Below are 20,965 nucleotides of genomic sequence, written 5' to 3'. Positions count from 1 at the left end.
ACCGATGGTTCGATGGACGGGGGCGTTCCGAGGACGTCCCCGTCCATTTCTGCGCCGAAGGGTTTCCTCGCGGGAACCCATCGGTTGCGCTCTCCCGCCGAGACGCTGGAGATCATCCGTCCGCATCTGCCGGCCATGGGGATCACCCGGGTCGCCAACATCACGGGCCTCGACCGGATCGGGCTGCCGGTGGTGGCGGTCTACCGGCCGAACGCCCGTTCCGTCGCGGTGTCCCAGGGCAAGGGCGTCGATCTGACGGCCGCCAGGGTGTCCGGCCTGATGGAGGCGATCGAGTCCTGGCACGCCGAGCATCCGGACATGCCGCTCCGGCTGGCCAGCCTCGCCGAGCTGAGCGAACGCGCCGCCGGGGGCGGGATCGCGGTCGTCGACGTGTCCGGACTGCCGCGGCTGTCGGTCAGCGGGTTCCACGCTCACAAGCCGATCCTGTGGTGCGAAGGCCGCGACCTGATGCGGGGCGACGCCCCCCTGTGGGTCCCCTTCGAACTGGTCCACACCAACTTCACCCGGCCGCTTCCCGCGGGCAGCGGCAATTTCATGATGAGCTCCAACGGCCTGTCCTCGGGCAACCACCGCCTGGAGGCGATCAGCCACGGGCTGTGCGAGGTCGTGGAGCGCGACTGCCTGGCCTTGTGGACCTTGCGCGGCGCGACCGCCGATGCGGTGGGGCGCCTGGACACGGCCAGCGTCGACGCGCCGTCCTGCCGCGCCCTGCTCGACCGCCTGCACGCGGCGGACCAGGCGGTGGGGGTGTGGGACATCACCAGCGACATCGGCCTGCCGGCCTTCCAATGCGTCATCGCCGACCGACGGAGCTCGCCGATCGGGCAGGTCTATTCCAGCCGCGGCAGCGGCTGTCACCCGACCCGCGAGGTCGCTCTGCTGCGCGCCCTGACCGAGGCTGCCCAGACCCGCCTGACCTACATCGCCGGCACGCGCGACGACGCCCACCGCGACATGTTCGAGGAGGCGCGCAACGCCGACCGGGTGACCCACATCCGCCGGCAGATCGAAGCCCCCGCCACGCCTCCGGCCCGCCGCTGGGAGGATGTGGCCGACCACGCCTCCGGCAGCCTAGACGAGGATGTGGCCTGGGAGCTCGACCGCCTGCGCGCGGTCGGCATCGGGCAGGTCGCGGTGGTGGATTTCGAGTCCCGCGTGCCCGGAATCGCCGTGACGCGGGTCGTCGTGCCGGGACTGGAGGGGTTGCACGACGCGCCGGGCTACATCCCCGGTCCGCGCGCCGCCGCCCTGGCCCGTGGATTGGAACCCGGCGGATCGGAACGGGGAACCCAGCCGTGAGCGTGATCATCTTCGTCGGTCCCAGCCTGCCGCTGGCCGAGGCCAGGGCGATCCTGCCGGCCGACTACCGCCCGCCGGTGTCCCAAGGCGACGTCCACCGCGCCGTCCTCCAGGGCGCCCGCGTCATCGGACTGATCGACGGCTATTTCGAGCGTGTCCCCGCCGTCTGGCACAAGGAGATCCTGTGGGCGATGAGCCGTGGGGTCCATGTGTTCGGCGCCTCCAGCATGGGGGCCCTGCGGGCGGCGGAGCTGTTCCCCTTCGGCATGGTCGGAGTCGGGGCGGTGTTCGAGGCCTTCCGGGACGGCCGGCTGGACGACGACGACGAGGTGACCATCGTCCACGGGCCGGCCGAGCTCGGCTACCCGGCGACCTCGGAGGCGATGGTCAACATCCGCGCCACCCTGGAGCGGGCGGCGGAGCAGGGCGTCCTCGCCCCGCGCGCGCGGGACGCGCTCCTGCGCCGGGCCAAGGAGCTTTACTACCCGGAGCGCAGCTATCCCGCCCTCCTCGAGTCGGTGGCCGCCGACGATCTTCCGCAGGCCGAGCGCGCCGCGTTCCAGGACTGGCTGCCGGCCGGCCGGGTGGACCAGAAGCGCCTGGATGCCCAGGCCATGCTGCGCGCCATCGCCGACCTGCTCCGGAAGCCGTTCGAACCCCGGCGCGTCACTTACCGATTCGAGCCGACCGACGCCTGGGAGCAGGTGTCGCGCCGCCTCGGCCATCAGGTCGCCGCCGCCATGCCGGCGGCGCTTCCTCCCGAAATCCTGCTGGAGGAGGTCCGGCTGGAGGGAAACGGCTACCGCGAAACCATGGCCTTGGCTCTGTCGCGCGCCCTGGCCCTGCGGGAGGCCGAGCGGGGCGGGACGCCGCCGGTCGACCGGGCGGTGTTCCGCGAGGCGCTGCACGCCTTCTTCCTGCGCCGCGGCCTGCGCTCGCCGGAGGACATCGCGGGCTGGCTGAAGGAGCAGGGGCTCGATCCCGACGGGCTGACCCGTCTGATTGGCCAGGAAACCCGGATCGCCCAGGTCGAGACCCTGTTCCAGGGCGAGATGCTGGCGCAGCTTCCCGATGCCCTGCGGGTCGCCGGCAGCTTCGGGCGCCTGTTCGAGCGGGCCGAGAGCAAGCATCGCTGGCTGGTGGACAACGATCTCCAGGCCGCCGGTCTGGAGGCGACCGGCCTGGGCGAGGAGGCGCTGCTGCGCTGGCATTTCGTCGAACGGCGGGGCGACACGGTCCCCGAGGATCTCGACGCCTACTGCCTGGCGCTGGGGCTGTCGGACCGCTTCACCCTGTTGCAGGCCCTGGCGCGCGACTATCTGTTCCGCCGCCAGAATGTGGAATAAAATTTCCTTTGCATGTGAATCAAACGCTTCTATCCTTTTTCAAGAATTGAGGGAGGTCGGCGATGGTGTTGCCCGTTCGGTATCTTCAAGTGTCCCTGAGCGTTCCCGACAACGACCATATGTGCCAGACTTTCGAGGAGTACATGCGGGAGTTGCTGCCGACCTTCACCCAGACGCCCTGGCCGGGCTGGCAGCCGGTGCTGACCGCCAAGCGGTCGGCGCAGCGTGATCAGGCCAATCCCCCCGACCCCGACGCCAACAAGCATTACCTGCACGTCTGGCGGGTGAGCGACTACAACTCCCTGCCTTATCTGATGGAGTTGTTCGACGACAACCCGATCTACCAGCATCTCGACGCGATGGTGCTGGCGGAGACCCAGGACTTCTTCCAGGCCCTGAGCTACAACCCGTCGGGCGCCGCCGCGGCCTCCGAGACGGCCAAGGCGACCTTCTACCTGCAAGTGACGTTCGACGTCGTGGCCGACCCGGCGGCCCTTCAGGCGTTCGACAATTTCATGGCGGCCTGCTCCACCGACCCCAAGAGCCCGATCACGGCGCAGTATGGCTGGACGCTGGCCAACGCCTACTATTCCCAGACCGGCCTGCTGCGGCGCTACGTCCAGATCTGGTCGACGTCGCAGCATTGGCCGGAGCCGGCGGACGCCGTGGCGTGGCTGGGTGAGCAGCCGGCCGTCAAGGGTGCCCTCAACACGGCGGTCGCGACCAACCCGCAGTGGATGCAGTGGGAGCCCGTCACTTACGGCACCCAGCCCTCCACCTCCCAGTCATGAGCCTGCCTCACAGCTTCGGCGGCTACCGAGTCACCGGCGTGCTCGGTCAGGGCGCGATGGGCGTGGTCTATGCGGGCCATCACGACCGCGACGGCACGCCCGTCGCGATCAAGACGGTCGACGGGCTGGACGCGGCGCGCTTCGGCCAGATCCGGCGCGAGATCCGCGCCCTGGCCCGCCTCGACCATCCGGGCGTGATCCGCATTCTCGATTCGGGCGTGGAGAACGGCCAGCCCTGGTACGCGATGGAGCGGCTGAGCGGGCCGACCTTCCGCAGCCTGGTCAACGCCGACCGCAGCGTCGTGACCCGGGATCCGTCGGCAAGCTCGGCGGATTCCCCGACGGCGATCACGATGATCGGAACGGCCTACGGTCAGGCCGAGTCCCCACAGGCCGATCCGTCGGCCGGAACGGCCGGGCAGGGGCTGCGTGACGGGGAACTGGCCAAGGCGCTGGCCATCATGCAGCGGGTCTGCGACAGCCTGGCCTTCGTGCACGGCGAGGGGATCGTCCACCGCGACCTCAAGCCCGACAACATCCTGATCCGCGAGAACGGCCTGCCGCTGCTGGCGGATTTCGGGCTGGTCGAGGACGCCCGCGGCGCCGTCGGGCGCGAGCACATCTCGTCGCCCCAGCACAGCATCAGCGGCTCGCCGGCCTACATGTCGCCCGAGCAGGGGCGCGGTGAGATTCTGGACGCCCGCAGCGACCTCTATTCCGTCGGCTGCATCCTCTACCAGCTCGTCACCGGCCGCACCCCCTTTTCCGGCGCCTACCGCTCCGTCATCAAAAGCCATCTGAGCCATGTGGTCGTGCCCCCCGCGGCCATCGCCGCCGATGTTTCGCCGACCCTCAACGGCCTGATCGTCGGCCTGCTGGCCAAGGAGCCGAACGAGCGCGTCGGCTACGCGGAGATCGTCGCCGGAACGCTGGGCGACCTCGCCCTTCCCGTCCTGGCCTGGACCTCCGCGCTGCCGGCGGCCAAGCCCTACCTCTACCGCTCCGGCTTCGTCGGCCGGCAGGACCTCCTGGCCTCGCTCGACGTGCAGATCCGGCGGGGGGCGGCCGGGGAGGGGCGGCTGGTCCTGATCGCCGGCGAAAGCGGGGCGGGCAAGACCCGTCTGGCCATGGAGGCCGGCCTGCTGGCCCGCCGCGCCGGGCTCGAGGTGGTGAGCGGAAGCTGCTCGCCCACGGTCGCCGAGGGGGAGGAGGGCCGCTACGCCCAGGGCGCGCCGCTGCACGTCTTCCGTCCGCTGATGGATCTGCTGGCCGACCGCTGCGTCGAGGGGGGCGCCGACCTCCAGGCGCGGCTGCTCGGCGATCATGGGCCGGTGCTGGCCGACTATTTCCCGTCCATCCGCGCCCTGCCCGGCATGGCGCAACGGACCGCCCCGCTGCTGCCCAGCCTCGCGGCGCGTCAGCGCCTGTTCACCGCCTTCGCCAGGACGCTGTCCGCCTATTGCCAGGACCGTCCGGTCATGCTGGTCCTGGACGATCTGCAATGGGCCGACGACCTCACCCTCGGTTTCATCCGTCACCTGAACGACGGGCTGTTGCCGGCCATGCCGCTGCTGCTGCTCGGCACCTTCCGGTCCGAGGAGCGGACGCAGTCCCTCGACGAGCTGTTCGCGGCGCCGCACACCATCGGCTGCACCCTGTTCCGCATGAGCGCGGCGGAGGTGCGGGAGATGGTCGGTGGCATGCTGGCGATGAGCAGCCTGCCGGGGACCTTCATCGGTTTCCTCACCGAGCGCAGCAACGGCAACCCGTTCTTCATCGCCGAGTATCTGCGCAGCGCCATCGCCGAACGGGTGCTGCGGCGGGACGCAGCCGGCCGCTGGTCGCTGCCGGCGCAGTCGCTGCTCGACCGCACCGCCTTCGAGGCGCTGCCGCTGCCGGTTTCCCTGCACCAGCTGATCGAACTGCGCCTGACACGCCTGTCGGCGCCGCTCCGGCGGGTGGTCGACGCGGCGGCCCTGATGGGGCGCGTCCTCGACCTCAAGGTGCTGCGGCGGGTGGAGGCCCAGTCCGAAACCGGCATGCTGGACATCGTCGACGCTCTGGTCCGCCACCAGATCGTCGAAGCGGACGGGAACGAGAATTTCCATTTCGTCCACGACAAGATCCACGAGATCGCCGAACTCCAGCTCGACGGCGAGGCGCGCGGCGGTCTGCATCGCCGGATCGCCGAGGTCCTGGAGGTCACCTACCCCGACGGCCCGGAGCGCGAGGCCCAGCGGGCCGCGCTCGGCCGGCACTGGGCGGCCGGCGGCGTGCCCGAGCGGGCCGTCCCCCACCTGCGCCACGCGGCGGAGGCCGCGCAGCGGCTGCACGCGCTGGAGGACGCCATCCGTCTGTTCGCCGCCGCCCTGCGCGAGCTGCGGCGCCTTCCGGATCCGGCCGGCGGGGAGTGGCGCGAGGCGGAGATCGCCCTGAACGAGGGGTTGGGCGACTGTCAGGCCCTGAAGAACGCGCATCAGCCGGCGCGCGACGCCTTCGACGCCGCGCGGGCCGCGCTGTCGGGGGGCGATGGCGATCCGCTGACCCAGGCGCGGCTGTGGCGCAAGACCGGCAAGACCTGGGAGATCGAGCACGACCACCAACAGGCCCTGGCCGCCTACGACCAGGCCGCCGGCAGCCTGCCGTCGGTCGAGGGCGACGAGGTTCCGCTCGCCTGGAAGCACGAGTGGATTCAGATCAAGCTGAACCGCGTCTGGGTCTTCTACTGGCTGGTGTGGGTCGCCGAGATCAACGCCGAGCTGGAGGCGGTCCGGCCGCTTCTCGAACAGGTCGGCACGCCGGCGCACCGCTATCACTATTTCATGTCGGTGGTGCTGCGCAACCACCGGCAGTTCCGTTTCCGCGTCAGCGACGACACGCTGGACAACGGGTGGCGGATGCGCGACGCCGCCATCGAATCCGGGAACCTCGCCGACATCGGCTTCGCCCGCTTCACCCTGGGCTTCACCCTGCTGTTCGCCGGAAAGCTGGAGGCGGCGGAATCCGAGCTGTTCGAGGCGGTGCAGGGCTGCCGGCGGATCGGCGAGGCTGCCGGCGAGACGCGGGCGCTCGCCTACCTCGCCATGGTGCACCGGCGGCAGGGTCGGGCGGACGAGACCCGAACCATCGCCACCAGCCTGGTCGGCGTCGCCGCCGCACGCAAGATGGACGATTACCGTGGTCTGGCCCACGCCTGTCTGGGCTGGTGCGCCGCCAAGGACGGGGATGTCGCGAGAGCGCGTGAGGAGAATCAGCGGGCGCTCGACATCTGGAAGGCGCTTCCCTTCACCTACCCGTTCCAGTGGAGCGCGGCCCTGACCGAGCTTGCCCTGCTTCGCGGCGACGCCGGCAACCCGCAGGTGGCTGCGCTTGCCGGCCTGATGTTCAACCCCCCGCAACTGCATCTGCCCGACCCGATCCATCTCGGGCTGGGACGGATCGTGGCAGGCGGCGAGGCCGGGGACGCTGCCGAGCTGGCAGCCGGACTGGAGCAGGCCCTGAGCGCCGCCGAGGAACTGGGGTATATCTAAAGGCGCCTCCGTCGCCGGGGGCGCCCAATGAAAAGTGGAACGGTCATGGATCTGGTTGTCGGAGCGACAGGGATACTCGGTGGCGCCATTTGCCGGTTGCTGCGGGAGAAGGGGCGTCCGGTCCGTGCGCTGGTGCGCGAAACCAGCGACCCGGCCAAGCTGGCCGCTCTGGTCGAGGCCGGGGTCGAAACCGTCGTGGGCGATCTCAAGGATCCGGCGTCGCTGCGGAACGCCTGCCGGGACGTCGGCGCCGTGCTGTCGACCGCCTCGTCGACCCTGTCGCGCGCCGACGGCGACAGCATCGATTCGGTCGATCTCCAGGGACAGACCGCCCTGGTGGCGGCGGCGCGGGACGCGGGCGTCGGCCATCTCGTCTATGTGTCCTTTCCGCCGGATCCCGCCGGCTTTCCATTGCAGGACGCCAAGCGGGCGGTCGAGGACAGGATCCGGTCCAGCGGGCTTCCCTGGACCATCCTGCACCCGACCCATTTCCGGGAGGTCTGGCTTGGCCCGGCGCTGGGCTTCGATCCGGCCCAGGGGCGCGCCAGAGTCTTCGGCGAAGGACTTGGGCCGATCCGTTGGGTGGCGGTCGCGGACGTCGCGGCGGCGGCGGTCGCCACCCTGGACAACCCGCAAGCGCTCGGCCGGACCTTCGAGCTTGGCGGACCGGAATCCCTGTCGCTCGCCGAGGTGATCGACCGGATGGAGGCGCTGAGCGGGACGCGCCTGGAGCGGGACGTCGTTCCGCTGGAGAATTTGCACGCCATGCTGTCCGGCGAGGATTCGCTTCTGCGGTCCTTCGCGGCCCTCATGCTGGCGTGCGCCCGTCATGGCTGCGCCATCGACAGCACGGAGGCGGAGCGGGTGCTCGGTTTCCGGCCGAGTCCCTTGAGCGACCATTTGCGCGGTCTGGTGTGACGCGCGGCTCTTCCCGTTTGCGGAGCGGCGGTCAGGCGGCCTGATCCCCGCCGGCCCGCCGCGCCTGCGCCAGCGCTTCGCGGTAGCGGCGCAGCCGTCCGTAGACCGGCCAGCTTCGGGCGATGAGCGGGTCCACCCAATGCACCAGGACCATCGCCCCGAGGCCGGCAAGGCCGCCGATGAACGCTCCGTGGAGCAGGCCCGACAGCGCCGTCAGGATCCAGTCCAGGATCGATGGCGGCGTGTAGCGCAGATTGGCGAGCATCTGCATGAGGGCGGTGCCGCCCGCCACCAGCAGGGCCAGGATCAGTCCGACGCGGCCGGGCGCGTACCAGATGCGCAGATCCGCCGCGGTCAGTCCGTAATCCTCGGGAATCGGGCGCGCGAAGCCGTTCCGGGCAGCCGCTCCACCCGGCGGGGCGGTGGCCGCGCCGTTGTCGACGGCAAGTTTCAGGTGCGGGGGCGGCGGTGATGACTCCATGGCGTCGGGATCATGCCGCGTCCGCCCGCCTTTGGCTACGGCTTGTGTCGAAGCGGAGCCAGGGCGTGGCGCCGGACCTTGTAAAGCCTTCACAAGACATCGCGCAATACCTGCGCCGTTCGTGGTTGAAAATTTCCGAAACATGGAAATTTTCCAAGGACATCCCGCCCATACGACCAAAGTTATAGATTTCGTGATGCGCTTAACATATGTTAAGCCGTCTCCAGGGAGCTTGAATTGATTTTGTAACCACCAATCTCTTCCATTAGTCTCGGAACGGCTTCCGTCCGGCATTGATTCAACGGTTCACGGCTTTCATGGTTGGCAACGGCGTTCAGCCTTCAACGAAGACCGCCATTTCGGCGGCGACGCCCGCCCAGCGGATCCTTGAGGACATCGGCGACACCGATTCCTGCGCGCGGGAGCCGATCCACAGGCCCGGCAGCATTCAGCCGCACGGGCATCTCCTGGTGTTCGGGGGAGCGGACCTGCGCCTGCTCCAGGCCAGCGCCCATGTCGGCGATCTCCTTGGCAGCGCGCTGGAGAAGGCTTTCGGCCAACCGGCAGACCGGCTCTTTCCCGGGGAGGCCGGTGCCGAGCTGTGCCGGGGGCTGGCGCAGGTGCCGCTGCGCGAGCCGGTTCAGCTCGGCGTCCTGCAATGCCGGGTGGGGCAGTTCCAGACGATCGCGCACCGGTCGGGCGATGTCATCATCCTCGAACTGGAGGCCGTGCCGACCGAAGGCGTGCGCAGCCTGGAAAGCCTCTACCCCCACCTGCGCGCGAGCATCCAGGGGTTGCAGGCCGCCGCGACCCTGGACGAACTGATGACGCGGACGGCCGTGGAGGTGCGGGCGCTGACCGGTTTCGACCGGGTGCTCGTCTACCGTTTCGACGAGCAGTGGAACGGGACCGTCATCGCCGAGGATCGCAACGAGACTCTGCCCGCCTACCTCGACCTGCGCTTCCCGGCCTCCGACATTCCCGAGCAGGCGCGCCGGCTCTACACGCTGAACCGGCTGCGGCTGATCGTGGACGCTTCCTACCAGCCGGTGCCGATCCTGTCGCCCGGCGGCGGCGGCGGCGGCGGTGGTCGGGCGGGTGGAGACGGGGGCGAGGCGCTGGATCTCAGCTTTTCGGTGCTGCGCAGCGTGTCGCCCGTCCATCTCGCCTACATGCGGAACATGGGCACGGCCACCTCCATGTCGATCTCGGTTCTGTCCGGCGACCGGCTGTGGGGGCTGATCTCCTGCCACCATGCGGTTCCCCGTCCGACCCCCTTTTCCGTGCGGACGGCCTGCGACCTGATCGGCCAGGTGCTGTCGATCCAGATGACGGCGCTCGACCGCAGCGGCGAGGCGGAGCATCGGGTCGCGCTGAAACGCGTCGAGACGCGGCTGCTCGCCCATATGGCCGCGTCGGAGAATTTCGTCGCCGGCCTGATCGGGGCGCCCGACGATTTCCTGAGGCTGGCCGACGCGCAGGGCGCCGCCATCCTGTTCGAGGGGCGCTGCCATCGGGTCGGCCGCACGCCGTCCGAGGACACCGTGCGCCGCATCGCGGGCCATCTCGGCGAGCACGGCCATGAGGAGGTCTTCGCCACCCACGCGCTCTCCACCCTCATGCCCGACGCGGGGGACTGCATCGACACGGCCAGCGGCGTGCTGGCGATCTCCATCTCCCAACTGCACCCGAGCTACGTGCTCTGGTTCCGGCCCGAGCTGGTCCGCACGGTCCGGTGGGGCGGTGATCCCAACAAGCCGTCGGCGGTCCCCGGCACCCCGCTGTCGCCGCGGACGTCCTTCGAGACCTGGAAGGAAACCGTGCGTTGGCAAGCCGTTCCCTGGCGCCCCAGCGAGATCGAGACGGTCCGCGATTTCCGCAACGCCATCGTCGGCATCGTGCTGCGCAAGGCGGAGGAGATGGCGGCCCTGATCGTCGAACTCCAGCGCAGCAACAGCGAGCTGACGGCCTTCTCCTACTCGGTGTCGCACGATCTGCGCGCGCCGTTCCGCCATGTGACCAGCTACGCCGAACTGCTGCGCGCCCGCGCGTCGGAAAAGCTCGACGGGCGGGAGCTGCATTATCTCGACACCATCATCGAGGCGGCGGCCTCCGCCGGCCAGCTCGTCGACGGCCTGCTGCAATTCTCCCATCTCGGCCGTGCGTCGCTGACCCACGTCGCCATCGACATGAACGAGCTGGTCGCCGAGGTCCGGCGCCTGCTGACGACCGAAGCGGGCGGGCGCGACATCCGCTGGTCGGTGGAGGCGCTTCCCGAGATCCAGGGCGACCCGACGACGATCCGGCTGGCGTTCCAGAATCTGCTGTCCAACGCGATCAAATACACCCGGAACCGCGCGGACGCCGCCATCGCGGTGGGATGCCGGACGACCCCGGACGCCTTCGAGTTCTTTGTGCGGGACAATGGCAGCGGCTTCGACATGGCCTATGTGCACAAGCTGTTCGGCGTCTTCCAGCGCCTTCACCGCGAGGAGGATTTCGAGGGCATCGGCATCGGCCTCGCCAATGTCCGGCGGATCGTCGAGCGTCATGGCGGCCGCGCCTGGGCGGAGGGTGAACCCGGCCGGGGCGCCACCTTCCACATTTCGTTTCCGCGCTCGCCCGGCCGGCCGGCCATACAACCTCCGTCTCCGATCCCGACCAGCGTGCCCCCGAGGTGACCCCATGGCCGATCTGAAGCCCATCCTGCTGGTCGAGGACAACCCGAAGGACCTCGAGCTGACGCTGGAAGCCTTTGCCGAGGCCCAGCTCGCCAACGACATCGTGGTGGCCCGCGACGGTGCCGAGGCGCTGGACTACCTGTTCCTCAACGGCACGCCGCCGCCGCCCAGCGCGAAGCGCCCGGCGGTCATCATCCTCGACATCAAGTTGCCGAAGGTCGACGGCATCGAGGTGTTGCGGCGGATCAAGTCCGACGAGACGACCCGCGCGATTCCGGTCGTCATGCTGACCTCCTCGAAGGAGGAGCAGGATCTGGTGCGCAGCTATCATCTCGGCGTGAACGCCTTCGTGGTCAAGCCGGTCGGTTTCCGGGATTTCTTCGACGCCATCCACGATCTCGGCAGTTTCTGGGCGATCCTCAACGAGCCCCCTCCGGGCAGCCATCGCCGAGGCGGTTCCAGGGAATGAACGTGACGGACACTTCGGGTATCGCGCGCTGCCGGGTGCTTCTGCTCGAAGACAGCGCCATCGATGCCGACCTGATTCACGAGCATCTCGCCCACATCGACGGTTTCGCCTTCGACGTCGAGCATGTCACCGGCCGGCAGGCCTATGTCGACGCCCTGGACGGGGGCGGGCCGTTCGACCTGATCCTGTCCGACTTCGCCCTGCCCGATTTCGACGGCATGCAGGCCCTGGCCATGGCCTGCGCCCAGCGGCCGGAGGTGCCGTTCATCTTCGTCTCCGGCGTCTTGGGGGAGGAGCGGGCGATCGAGGCGCTGAAGCAGGGCGCCACGGATTACGTGGTCAAGCTGCGCATGGAGCGGCTGCGGCTGGTCGTGCGGCGGGCGCTGATCGAGGTGCGCGACCGCAGCCGGCTGCACAGCGCCAGCCGGGCGCTGGGCGAGAGCGAGGCGCGGCTGAGATTCGCCCTGGAGGCGGGGCGGCTGGGGGCGTGGGATCTCGACCTCGAGACCGGCCGTCTCCAGGCTTCCGATATCTGCGCCGCCAATTTCGGTCTGCCGGATGGTGGCTGCCTGACCAGCTATGACGCGCTGACGGCCCGCATCCTGCCGGAGGATCTGCCGCACCAGCAGGCGGCTGTGCAGCGTGCGCTCGACACCGGCGGAGCTCTCGACGTCGAATACCGCTGCCGGTGGCCCGACGGCGGCCTGCACTGGATCCAGGTGCGCGGGCGGGCGGTCTACGACCAGGATGGCAGGCCCGTCCGCATGACCGGCGTCTCCCTCGACGTCACCGGGCGCAAGAAGGCGGAGGAGCGCCAGCTGCTTCTGCTGGAGGAGTTGAACCACCGGGTCAAGAACACGCTGGCCATCGTCCAATCGATCGCCTCGCAGACGTTGCGGTTGGTGACGACGCCGGCCGCCTTCACCGAATCCTTCCAGGCGCGTCTGCACGCCCTGGCGCAGGCGCATGATCTGCTGACCAGGCAGCAATGGCAGGGTGCCCTGCTCGACGAACTCCTGACCCTTACCCTCGGTCCCTATCGGGGGGCCGACCGCGTGCTGATCGAGGGCCCGCCGGTGATGCTGTCGACGGGCGTGGCCGTCTCGCTTCATCTCGCCTTCCACGAACTGGCGACCAACGCGGCGAAGTACGGCGCGCTGTCGGTCCAGGGGGGAACGGTCGAGGTGTTCTGGTCGGTGGTCGAGAGGGCCGGGATGGCGCTGGAACTGGTGTGGCGGGAGCGCGGCGGCCCGCCCGTCGTGCCGCCTTCACGTCGCGGCTTCGGCTCCCGGCTGATCGAGCGGGGCTTGCCTTACGAGCTGGACGGCAAGGTGAGCCTCGATTTCGACTTGGCCGGCGTGCGCTGTGCCTTGGTGATTCCCCTGTCGGATCGCGTCAGGCTGCAATAGGCGCGTTCGGCCGCGCGTATGCGTGCGGCGCGGGCCGGCCCATCCGGATGGGCACGGCGAAGGACGTTTGCGTCCCCACGGCTTTTGGGCATGATCATCCCCTCGCATGCGCGACAGGACGAGGACGAGGATGATGGTCGAGACGGTGCCGGGGCTGGATGGGTTGACGGCCGAGATGACGGCATGGCGGCGGGATCTGCACGCCCATCCGGAAACCGCCTTCGAGGAGGAGCGGACCAGCGACTTCGTGGCGGAGAAGCTGCAATCCTTCGGGCTGGAGGTGCATCGCGGATTGGCGAAGACCGGCGTCGTCGCCGTGCTGCGCAACGGCGAGGGGCCGTCCGTCGCCTTCCGTGCCGACATGGACGCGCTGCACATCCACGAGGAAACCAACCTTCCCCACAGCTCGCGCAACCCGGGGCGGATGCACGCCTGCGGCCATGACGGGCACACGGCGATGCTGCTGGGCGCGGCGCGCTACCTGACGGAGAATCCGGTCTTCCAGGGCTCCATCGCCTTCGTCTTCCAGCCCGCCGAGGAGAACGAGGGCGGCGGCCGGGTAATGGTGGAGGAGGGGCTGTTCGAGCGGTTCCCAGTCGAGCGGGTCTTCGGCATGCACAATTGGCCGGGGCTGGAGGTCGGGCGAATCGCCCTGCGGCCCGGCCCGATCATGGCGGCCTACGACATTTTCGAGCTGACCCTCACCGGGCGCGGCACCCACGCCGCCATGCCGCACCTGGGCACCGACACCATCCTGGCGGGCAGCCAGATCGTCTCCGCCTTCCAGACCATTCCGTCCCGCAGCGTCCATCCGGTCGACGCGGCGGTGGTCAGCGTCACGCAATTCCACGCGGGTGATACGTGGAATGTGCTGCCGGCCACCAGCGTCTTGCGCGGCACCGTCCGCACCTTCCGGCCGGAGGTGCAGGACATGGTGGAGCGCCGCATGGGAGAGCTGGCGTCGGCCATCGCCGGCGCCAACGGGGTGGAGGCCGATTTCCGCTACGAGCGGCGCTACCCCTCCACCGTCAACAGCGCCGGGGAAACCGAACTGGCGCGCCGTGCCGCGGTCCGCGTGGTCGGCGAGGGCGCCGTCGATCTCGACCCGATGCCCAGCATGGGGGCGGAGGATTTCTCCTTCATGCTGCAGAAGCGCCCCGGCTGCTACATCTGGGTCGGCGCCGGGCCGTCGGACCACGGGCGCAACCTGCACAGCCCGCATTACGATTTCAACGACGCGCTGCTGCCGATCGGCGTCAGCTATTGGGTGCGGCTGGCCGAGACCCTGATGCCGAAGGCCGCGTGACCGGTTTTCGGCGGATCCGTTCCCTGGGTGAACCTTCGGCATTCCCAACTTGCCTGACGTATAACGGGGAAATTTTCGCTAGAAAATCTTGGTAATTGCACGCGTGTGAAATCTGTCACATAGTCCAACCGGAAACCAAACCACAGGACCGGGTGAAGGCGGGGCGGACGTGTCACAGACGACGCAGGATGTTGCGGACCGGGAAGGCGGCCAGCGGCCGGGGCAGGGCGGGATCTGGCGGAAGCCCGATTCCCTGTGGGAGGCCACCGCCCCGCCGGCCCCCGCGCTGCCGGTTCTGCGGGACCACGCGCAGGCCGATCTGCTGGTGATCGGCGGCGGCTTCACCGGCCTGTCGGCCGCCCTGCACGCGGCGGAGGCCGGCCGCCGGGTGGTGGTGCTGGAGGCGTCCGAACTCGGCCGCGGCGCCTCGGGGCGCAACAACGGGCAGGTGATCCCGACCCTGACCCGCCCCGACCCCGACGACATGGTCGCCCGTTTCGGCGGGGAGGCGGGTGAACGCTTCGTGGCGCTGGTCCGCGACAGCGCCGCCGACCTGTTCGACCTGATCCGCCGCCTCGGCATCGACTGCGCGGCGGAGCAGACCGGCTGGGTCCAACCGGTCCATTCGCCCGGCCGCATCAGGATCGCCGAGCGCCGCGTCGAGCAATGGGGCCGGCGCGGCGCGCCGGTGGAGCTGCTCGACCGTGCCGCCGTCTCGACGCTGCTCGGCACCGACGCCTATTTCGGTGGCTGGATCAACCGCAGCGGCGGGCACATCAACCCGCTGGCTCTGGTGCGCGGGCTCGCCGCCCGCGCCGTCGCGGCCGGCGCCGCGATCCATGTCAACTCGCCGGCCCTGTCGGTCGAGCGCCAGAACGACTGCTGGGTCGCCCGCACACCCCAGGGGGCGGTGACCGCCGACCGGCTGATCCTCGGCACCAACGGCTACGCCGCCGCCGTCTTCCCGGAGATCCGGACGGAGGTCGTGCCGGTGCTGTCCTGGCAGATGGCGACCGCTCCGCTCGACGAGTCGGTGCGCCGGGCGATCCTGCCGGGCCGGCAAGCGATGTCGGACACCCACGGCGACCTGCGCTTCATGCGCCACACCGCCGACGGCCGGTTGGTCAGCGGCGGCGCCCTGCTGATTCCCGTGAACGGGCCGGACCGGCTGCGGCACATCGTCGGCGAGCGTCTGGCCGGGATGTTCCCGGCGCTGCGCGGCGTCGCTTTCGACCATGTGTGGAACGGGCGCATCGCCATGACCACCGACTATTTTCCGCGCGTCCACCGGCTGGGGCCGAACGGATTCGCCTGGGCCGGCTGCAACGGACGCGGCGTCGCCCTGTCGGTGGCGCTCGGGCGCGAGATGGCGCGCGCGGCGCTCGGCCGCGACCCGGCGGAGCTGGCGCTGCCCTTCACCCCGCCGACGCCGCTGCCCTTCAACGAGCTGCTCCAGCGCGTCGGCCCGCTGAAGCTTCTGCAATACCGCTGGAACGATTCCCGAGAGATCGCATGACCGAGGAACAGGCAAAGGGAAGCGCGCTTCCCGATTATCCCACCCTCCTGCGCAACGCCTACGCGATGCGCGCGGCGTCCTACGCCCACATGTTCGACGTGCTGCGTGAGCGCTTCGGCACCGACGTCGCGCTGGAGATCGGGCAGGAATCCACGCGGCGCCTTGGTGCGGCGATGGGCGTGAAGTTCGCCGGCCACGGCCCGGGCGACCTGACCGGCCTGTGCCACGCCTTCCTCGACGGCATCCCCAACCGCGACGATATGTTCGCGCCGGAGATCACGCGCTGCGACGGCGAGGCGCTGGACATCCATTTCCACCGCTGCCCGCTGAAGGAGGCCTGGCAGGCCCAGGGCCGCTCGGACACCGATCTGGAGCTGCTCTGCCGCATGGCCGGCGCCATCGACGGCGGCCTGTTCGAGGCGGCCGGCTTCGTCTTCAAGGGCGAGACCTGGAAGCCGGGCGACGAGGGCTGCTGCCGCCTGAAGGTGCGGCCCGGCGCCGCCGGATGAGACCCTTGAGGCCGATCACGAGATTTTGCGAACCATGACAAAGGGTGCCGCCACCATGACCGTCCGTCTCCGCACGCTCTCCACCCTGGCCGCCGTCCTGGCGACCACCGCCATCGCCGGCTCCGCCCTGGCCGCCGACACGGTCAAGCTCGGCTACCAGCTTCCGCTGACCGGCGACACCGCGCAGTACGGCCAGGACTTCCGCAAGGCGGCCGAGATCGCGCTGGCCGAGTTCAACGCCGCCGGCAAGCCGTTCAAGGTCGAGATCGTCTTCGAGGACAGCCGTTCCGACGCCAAGGAAGGCACCAACATTGCCCGCAAGTTCGTCGACGACAAGGCGATCGTCGGCGTGCTCGGCGACTTCACCTCGGGCGTCTCGATGGCGGCGGCCCAGGTCTACAAGGAGGCCGGCCTGCCGCAGCTCTCGCAGACCGCCTCGCACCCCGACTACGCCAAGATCTCCAAGTACCAGTTCCGCAACATCGCCACCCAGGCGCAGGAAGGCCCCTACAACGCCAAGTGGATGGCGGCCAAGGGCTTCAAGAACATCGCGGTGATCGCCGAGCAGACCGACTGGGGCCAATCGGTGGTCGGCGGCTTCTCCGACGCGGTGAAGGCCAACGGCGGCGCCGTCGCCTTCTCGGAATTCTTCAACCGCGGCCTGAAGGACTACCGCTCGCTGATCAGCAAGATCGAGCGCGCGAAGCCCGACGCCATCTACACCGGCTTCTTCTACGAGGACGGCGCCCAGTTCCTGCGTCAGCTCCAGCAGCTCGGCGTCAAGACGCCGGTCTACTCGACCTCGGCGGCCTACAGCCCCAAGCTGATCGAGCTGGCCGGCGACGCGGCGGAGGGGGTGCATCTGACCTCCAACTTCCTGCCGACCGACCCGGCACCGCACATCCAGCATTTCGTCGACGAGTGGAAGGCCCGCTCGGGCGGCGCCGTCCCCGGCCAGTTCCCGGCCCAGGCCTACGACGCGGTGCGCATCATGCTGGCGGCCGTCGAGAAGGCGTCGCCCAACCCGACCCGCGAGAAGGTCCGCGACGCGCTGGCCCAGACCAAGGACTTCCCCGGCGTCACCGGCAAGACCACCTTCAACGCCGATCGCGAGGCCGAGAAGGAGCTGGTGAAGGTCGAGGTCAAGGGCGGCGCCTTCGTCCCGGTCGCCGACTGAGGTATCTGTTTTCCTTCTCCCGCCACCCGCGCGAAGGTCGTTCGCGCGGGTGGCGGGAGAAGGCGTGTTCACATCGCAGCGACAGGGCCCGCATGATCGACCCTTATTACCTCCAGCAACTCGCCATCGGCCTGTCGCTGGGCATGACCTACGCCCTGATGGCGATCGGCTTCACGCTGATCTTCGGGGTGCTGAACGTCGTCAACTTCGCCCATGGCGAGATCTACACGCTGGGCGCCTTCGCCGGGCTCGTGCTGATCTCGGCGGTGGCGCCGCCGATCGTCGCGGTGATCTTCGGGGCGCTGGCGGTCGGCGCGCTGGCCGGATTCTCGCTGGAGCGGCTGGCCTTCAAGCCGTTCCGCCGCTTCACCGACGAGGCGTCGCTGAAATCGCGGGCGATGCGGGAATCCACCCTGCTGTCCTCGCTGGCGGTGTCGATCGTCGTGCGCGAGGCGCTGGAGATCCTGTTCGGGTCGGAGATGCGCTCGCTTCCCTTCGACTATCTGATCAACACGCCGGTGCGCATCGGTCCGGTGATCCTGGTGACCGGCGACTTCATCATCTTCGGCGTTGCCGCCGCCATGCTGATCGGCTTGCAGTATCTGCTGACGCGCACCCGCATCGGGCTGGCGATCCGCGCGGTGTCCAACAACCCGCTGGGCGCCAAGTATGTCGGGATCGACACCGACCGCACCATCATCACCACCTTCGTCGTCGGCTCGATGATGGGGGCGGCGGCCGGCATCCTGATGGGGCTCTATTACGGGGCGATCTTCCCGGCGATGGGTTTCGTGCCGGGCATCAAGGCGTTCGTCGCCATGGTGATGGGCGGGCTGTCCTCGATCCCCGGCGCCGTCGTCTGCGCCCTCATTCTCGGCGTCGCCGAGAGCATGGCGACGACCTTCGTCTCGTCGGGCTGGTCGGACATGGTGGCCTACGCCTTCCTGATCCTGACCCTGATCTTCTTCCCCAACGGCCTGTTCGGAGCGCGCCGTGAACGCGTTTGAGGGGACCCTTTCCAAGGAAAGCGGCGGCCGGCGCTGGCTGGTCCCGGCGCTGCTCGCCCTGCTGGTCTTCGGAGCGCTGCCGGCGCTGCTGGCCGGCTTCGACCGTGGCTACTTCTACCAGATCGCCAATCTGGCGCTGATCTTCGTCCTGCTGTCGGCCTCGATGCATCTCGTCACCGGCGTCGCCGGGCTGCTGCATCTGGGACACGCCGCCTTCTACGGCGTCGGCGCCTACACGGCGGCGCTGTTGACTTCCAAGCTGGGGCTGGGCTTCACCGTCACGCTGCCGCTGTCCGGCGTGGTCGCGGCGCTGCTGGCCTTCCTGGTGGCGCTGCCGACGATGCGGCTGGTCAGCATCTATTTCGCCGTGGCGACGCTGGCGATCGGGCAGATGCTGTATCTGGTCATGCTCAACTGGGTGGACTTCACCAAGGGCCCCAACGGCATCATCGTCACCAAGGGGTTCGAGCTGTTCGGCGTCGCGCTGTCCGGCCGGCTCGCCAGCTACTACACGGTGGCGGTGGTGGTGGTCCTGTGCGTCGTGGCGATCGGCCGGCTCAGCCACTCCTACTACGGCAACGCGCTGCGCTCGATCCGCGAGGACGACCAGTGCGCCGACGCCATGGGGGTGCGCACCGTGCGGCTGAAGATGGAGGTCTTCACCCTGTCGGCCTTCTTCGCCGGGGTGGCGGGTGCCCTGTGGGCGCACATGACCGGCTACATCTCGCCGGGCGACTTCAAATTCTCCGAATCCATCCTGATCCTGGCGATGGTCGTGGTCGGCGGCCTGGGCAGCCTGCCCGGCGCCATCATCGGCGCCCTGCTGCTGATCCTGCTGCCGGAAGGGCTGCGGGCGCTCGGCGACTTCCGCAACGTGATGGTCGGTCTGGTCATGTTCCTGTCGATCCTGCTGCTGCCCAAGGGGCTGCTGGGCGAGGTCTCCGCCCTGCGGCTGGTGCGTCGGCAGCTGGGCGGCGCGTGGCGGAGCACCGGCAAGGGTGAAGGGATCGGCTGGCGATGACCCATCTTCTCGACGTGCGCAACGCCAGCCGCCGCTTCGGCGGCGTGCAGGCCGTCAACGACGTGACCGCCCATGTGGACGAGGGCGAGCTGGTCGGGCTGATCGGCCCTAACGGGGCCGGCAAGACGACCCTGTTCAATCTGATGTCCGGCTTCACGCCGCTGTCCTCCGGGACGGTCGCCTTCGCCGGGCGGACCATCAACGGGATGAAGCCCAACCAGGTGGCGCGGCTCGGCGTCGGCCGGACCTTCCAGAACCTGCGCGTCTTCCCCAACATGTCGGTGTTCGACAACGTGTCGGTGGGGGCCGTGGGGACGCTGCCGCAGGGGCCGGCGGGCGCCCTGTTCGGCGGCTTCACCAAGGCGGGGACCGAGCGCGCCGACGCCATCAGCCGCCGCACCTGGGAGGCGCTGGAGGCGGTCGGGCTGACGCACCTCGCCGGCGAGCTCGCCGCCAACCTGCCCTATGGGCAGCGCAAGTATCTGGAGATCGCCCGCGCGCTCGCCATGCGCCCGCGCTTCCTGATCCTCGACGAGCCGGCCGCCGGCCTCAACGACACCGAGACGCGGGCGCTCGCCGCCTTCATCAAGCGGCTGCACGGGCAGGGCCTGACCATCATGCTGGTCGAGCATGACATGGGCTTGGTCATGGGCATCTGCCAGCGCATCCTGGTGCTGGCCTCGGGACGCAAGATCGCCGACGGCCCGCCCGACCTCATCCGCCGCGACCCGGCGGTGCTCGAAGCCTATCTCGGGGTGGAATCATGAGCGCGCCGCTGCTCGCCATCGAGGATCTGCACGTCGCCATGGGCCCGCAGGAGATCCTGCACGGGGTCCAGCTTGCCGTGCCGCAGGGATCCATCGTCGCCGTGCTCGGTTCCAACGGCGTCGGCAAGACCACGTTGATGCGCGCGGTGTCCGGCATCTACCGGGCGCGGCGCGGCAGCATCAGCTTCGACGGCCAGCCGATCACCAACCTGCCGGCTCATCGAATCGTGAATCTCGGCCTGTTGCAGGCGCCGGAGGGGCGGCAGATCTTCTCCAACATGAGCGTGCGGGAGAATCTGGTGCTCGGCGGCGGCGACGTCGGCCTGGGCGAGCTGGACCGGGTGCTGGGGATGTTCCCGGTGCTGGGCGAGCGGCTGCGCCAGAACGCCGGCTCGCTGTCGGGCGGCGAGCAGCAGATGCTGTGCATCGCCCGCGCCCTGATGCGCCGGCCGACCTTGCTGCTGCTCGACGAGCCGTCGCTGGGGCTCGCGCCCAAGATCGTCGCCCAGATCTTCGATCTGGTCGAGCGCATCCGGGCGGAGGGGGTGTCGATCCTGCTGGTCGAGCAGAACGCCCGCGCAGCACTCCGCATCGCCGACCACGCGGCGGTGATGGAGGACGGCCGCATCCTGCTGTCCGGGCCGGCCGCGCAGCTCCGCGACGACCCGCGCATCGCCGAGGCCTATCTCGGCGGGCATGTCCATTGACGGTTCACCA

Annotated in this window: 17 protein-coding genes; 16 read left to right on the top strand and 1 reads right to left on the bottom strand. The window is 69.4% G+C overall.

The window, feature by feature from the left end; translation table 11 throughout:
* Positions 1–84 precede the first annotated feature (84 nt).
* The 5 genes from J2847_RS22585 (at position 85) to J2847_RS22565 (ending at position 7,905) form a co-directional block, all read left to right on the top strand.
* Complete coding sequence (locus J2847_RS22585) at positions 85–1,320, top strand: YcaO-like family protein (RefSeq protein WP_209781076.1); 1,236 nt, start codon at positions 85–87, stop codon at positions 1,318–1,320.
* A complete protein-coding gene (locus J2847_RS22580) occupies positions 1,317–2,666 on the top strand; it encodes a TfuA-like protein (RefSeq protein WP_209781075.1) in 1,350 nt (449 codons plus the stop codon). The genes J2847_RS22585 and J2847_RS22580 overlap by 4 nt, the downstream gene beginning before the upstream one ends.
* Positions 2,667–2,728: 62 nt before the next feature.
* Complete coding sequence (locus J2847_RS22575; protein WP_209781074.1) at positions 2,729–3,457, top strand: hypothetical protein; 729 nt, start codon at positions 2,729–2,731, stop codon at positions 3,455–3,457.
* Positions 3,454–6,987 (top strand): serine/threonine-protein kinase, encoded by a 3,534-nt coding sequence (locus tag J2847_RS22570; RefSeq protein ID WP_209781073.1) that lies wholly within the window; start codon positions 3,454–3,456, stop codon positions 6,985–6,987. The genes J2847_RS22575 and J2847_RS22570 overlap by 4 nt, the downstream gene beginning before the upstream one ends.
* 27 nt (positions 6,988–7,014) lie before the next feature.
* Complete coding sequence (locus tag J2847_RS22565; protein ID WP_325169464.1) at positions 7,015–7,905, top strand: SDR family oxidoreductase; 891 nt, start codon at positions 7,015–7,017, stop codon at positions 7,903–7,905.
* 31 nt (positions 7,906–7,936) lie between these two features.
* Here J2847_RS22565 and J2847_RS22560 read toward each other — a convergent pair whose 3' ends face one another.
* Positions 7,937–8,386 (bottom strand): hypothetical protein, encoded by a 450-nt coding sequence (locus tag J2847_RS22560; RefSeq protein ID WP_209781129.1) that lies wholly within the window; start codon positions 8,384–8,386, stop codon positions 7,937–7,939.
* Between the two features lie 317 nt (positions 8,387–8,703).
* On the opposite strand from J2847_RS22560, the gene J2847_RS22555 reads away from it, so the two are divergent.
* The 11 genes from J2847_RS22555 to J2847_RS22505 all read left to right on the top strand — a co-directional run bounded on the left by J2847_RS22555 (position 8,704) and on the right by J2847_RS22505 (position 20,955).
* Positions 8,704–11,067, top strand: a complete 2,364-nt coding sequence (locus J2847_RS22555; protein WP_209781071.1) for an ATP-binding protein — start codon at positions 8,704–8,706, stop codon at positions 11,065–11,067.
* Between the two features lie 4 nt (positions 11,068–11,071).
* A complete protein-coding gene (locus J2847_RS22550) occupies positions 11,072–11,536 on the top strand; it encodes a response regulator (RefSeq protein ID WP_209781070.1) in 465 nt (154 codons plus the stop codon).
* Between the two features lie 2 nt (positions 11,537–11,538).
* Positions 11,539–12,945 (top strand): sensor histidine kinase, encoded by a 1,407-nt coding sequence (locus J2847_RS22545; protein WP_325169463.1) that lies wholly within the window; start codon positions 11,539–11,541, stop codon positions 12,943–12,945.
* Between the two features lie 106 nt (positions 12,946–13,051).
* On the top strand, positions 13,052–14,251 hold the full coding sequence (locus tag J2847_RS22540) for a M20 aminoacylase family protein (protein WP_411800645.1): 1,200 nt from the start codon (positions 13,052–13,054) through the stop codon (positions 14,249–14,251).
* 169 nt (positions 14,252–14,420) lie between these two features.
* Complete coding sequence (locus tag J2847_RS22535; RefSeq protein WP_209781068.1) at positions 14,421–15,767, top strand: NAD(P)/FAD-dependent oxidoreductase; 1,347 nt, start codon at positions 14,421–14,423, stop codon at positions 15,765–15,767.
* The gene (locus J2847_RS22530) at positions 15,764–16,276 is read left to right on the top strand and encodes an L-2-amino-thiazoline-4-carboxylic acid hydrolase (protein WP_209781067.1); all 513 of its coding nucleotides are present in this window, start codon (positions 15,764–15,766) and stop codon (positions 16,274–16,276) included. Before J2847_RS22535 ends, J2847_RS22530 begins: the two co-directional genes overlap by 4 nt.
* Before the next feature lie 55 nt (positions 16,277–16,331).
* Entirely contained in the window at positions 16,332–17,453 is a 1,122-nt protein-coding gene (locus tag J2847_RS22525; RefSeq protein WP_209781066.1) for an ABC transporter substrate-binding protein, read from the top strand.
* Positions 17,454–17,545: 92 nt separating this feature from the next.
* Positions 17,546–18,460: a branched-chain amino acid ABC transporter permease gene (locus tag J2847_RS22520; RefSeq protein ID WP_085558085.1), complete on the top strand. Its 915-nt coding sequence runs from the start codon at positions 17,546–17,548 to the stop codon at positions 18,458–18,460.
* Positions 18,447–19,481, top strand: coding sequence for a branched-chain amino acid ABC transporter permease (locus J2847_RS22515; protein ID WP_209781065.1), 1,035 nt, complete (start codon positions 18,447–18,449; stop codon positions 19,479–19,481). Before J2847_RS22520 ends, J2847_RS22515 begins: the two co-directional genes overlap by 14 nt.
* A complete protein-coding gene (locus J2847_RS22510) occupies positions 19,478–20,248 on the top strand; it encodes an ABC transporter ATP-binding protein (protein ID WP_209781064.1) in 771 nt (256 codons plus the stop codon). The genes J2847_RS22515 and J2847_RS22510 overlap by 4 nt, the downstream gene beginning before the upstream one ends.
* Positions 20,245–20,955 (top strand): ABC transporter ATP-binding protein, encoded by a 711-nt coding sequence (locus J2847_RS22505; RefSeq protein ID WP_209781063.1) that lies wholly within the window; start codon positions 20,245–20,247, stop codon positions 20,953–20,955. The genes J2847_RS22510 and J2847_RS22505 overlap by 4 nt, the downstream gene beginning before the upstream one ends.
* Positions 20,956–20,965: the final 10 nt, after the last annotated feature.

The organism is Azospirillum agricola, from assembly GCF_017876095.1.
Classification (GTDB): Bacteria; Pseudomonadota; Alphaproteobacteria; order Azospirillales; family Azospirillaceae; genus Azospirillum; species Azospirillum agricola.
Note: the sequence above shows the minus strand (reverse complement) of the source record. Positions and strands in the feature narration are given on the sequence as shown.

What these genes read in the sequence shown, in the direction of transcription:
- J2847_RS22575 (WP_209781074.1), top strand. Translation starts at nt 2,729, where the DNA reads ATGGTGTTGCCCGTTCGGTATCTTCAAGTGTCCCTGAGCGTTCCCGAC.
- J2847_RS22570 (WP_209781073.1), top strand. Translation starts at nt 3,454, where the DNA reads ATGAGCCTGCCTCACAGCTTCGGCGGCTACCGAGTCACCGGCGTGCTC.
- J2847_RS22565 (WP_325169464.1), top strand. Translation starts at nt 7,015, where the DNA reads ATGAAAAGTGGAACGGTCATGGATCTGGTTGTCGGAGCGACAGGGATA.
- J2847_RS22560 (WP_209781129.1), bottom strand. Translation starts at nt 8,386, where the DNA reads ATGGAGTCATCACCGCCGCCCCCGCACCTGAAACTTGCCGTCGACAAC.
- J2847_RS22555 (WP_209781071.1), top strand. Translation starts at nt 8,704, where the DNA reads ATGGTTGGCAACGGCGTTCAGCCTTCAACGAAGACCGCCATTTCGGCG.
- J2847_RS22550 (WP_209781070.1), top strand. Translation starts at nt 11,072, where the DNA reads ATGGCCGATCTGAAGCCCATCCTGCTGGTCGAGGACAACCCGAAGGAC.
- J2847_RS22540 (WP_411800645.1), top strand. Translation starts at nt 13,052, where the DNA reads ATGCGCGACAGGACGAGGACGAGGATGATGGTCGAGACGGTGCCGGGG.
- J2847_RS22530 (WP_209781067.1), top strand. Translation starts at nt 15,764, where the DNA reads ATGACCGAGGAACAGGCAAAGGGAAGCGCGCTTCCCGATTATCCCACC.
- J2847_RS22525 (WP_209781066.1), top strand. Translation starts at nt 16,332, where the DNA reads ATGACCGTCCGTCTCCGCACGCTCTCCACCCTGGCCGCCGTCCTGGCG.
- J2847_RS22520 (WP_085558085.1), top strand. Translation starts at nt 17,546, where the DNA reads ATGATCGACCCTTATTACCTCCAGCAACTCGCCATCGGCCTGTCGCTG.
- J2847_RS22510 (WP_209781064.1), top strand. Translation starts at nt 19,478, where the DNA reads ATGACCCATCTTCTCGACGTGCGCAACGCCAGCCGCCGCTTCGGCGGC.
- J2847_RS22505 (WP_209781063.1), top strand. Translation starts at nt 20,245, where the DNA reads ATGAGCGCGCCGCTGCTCGCCATCGAGGATCTGCACGTCGCCATGGGC.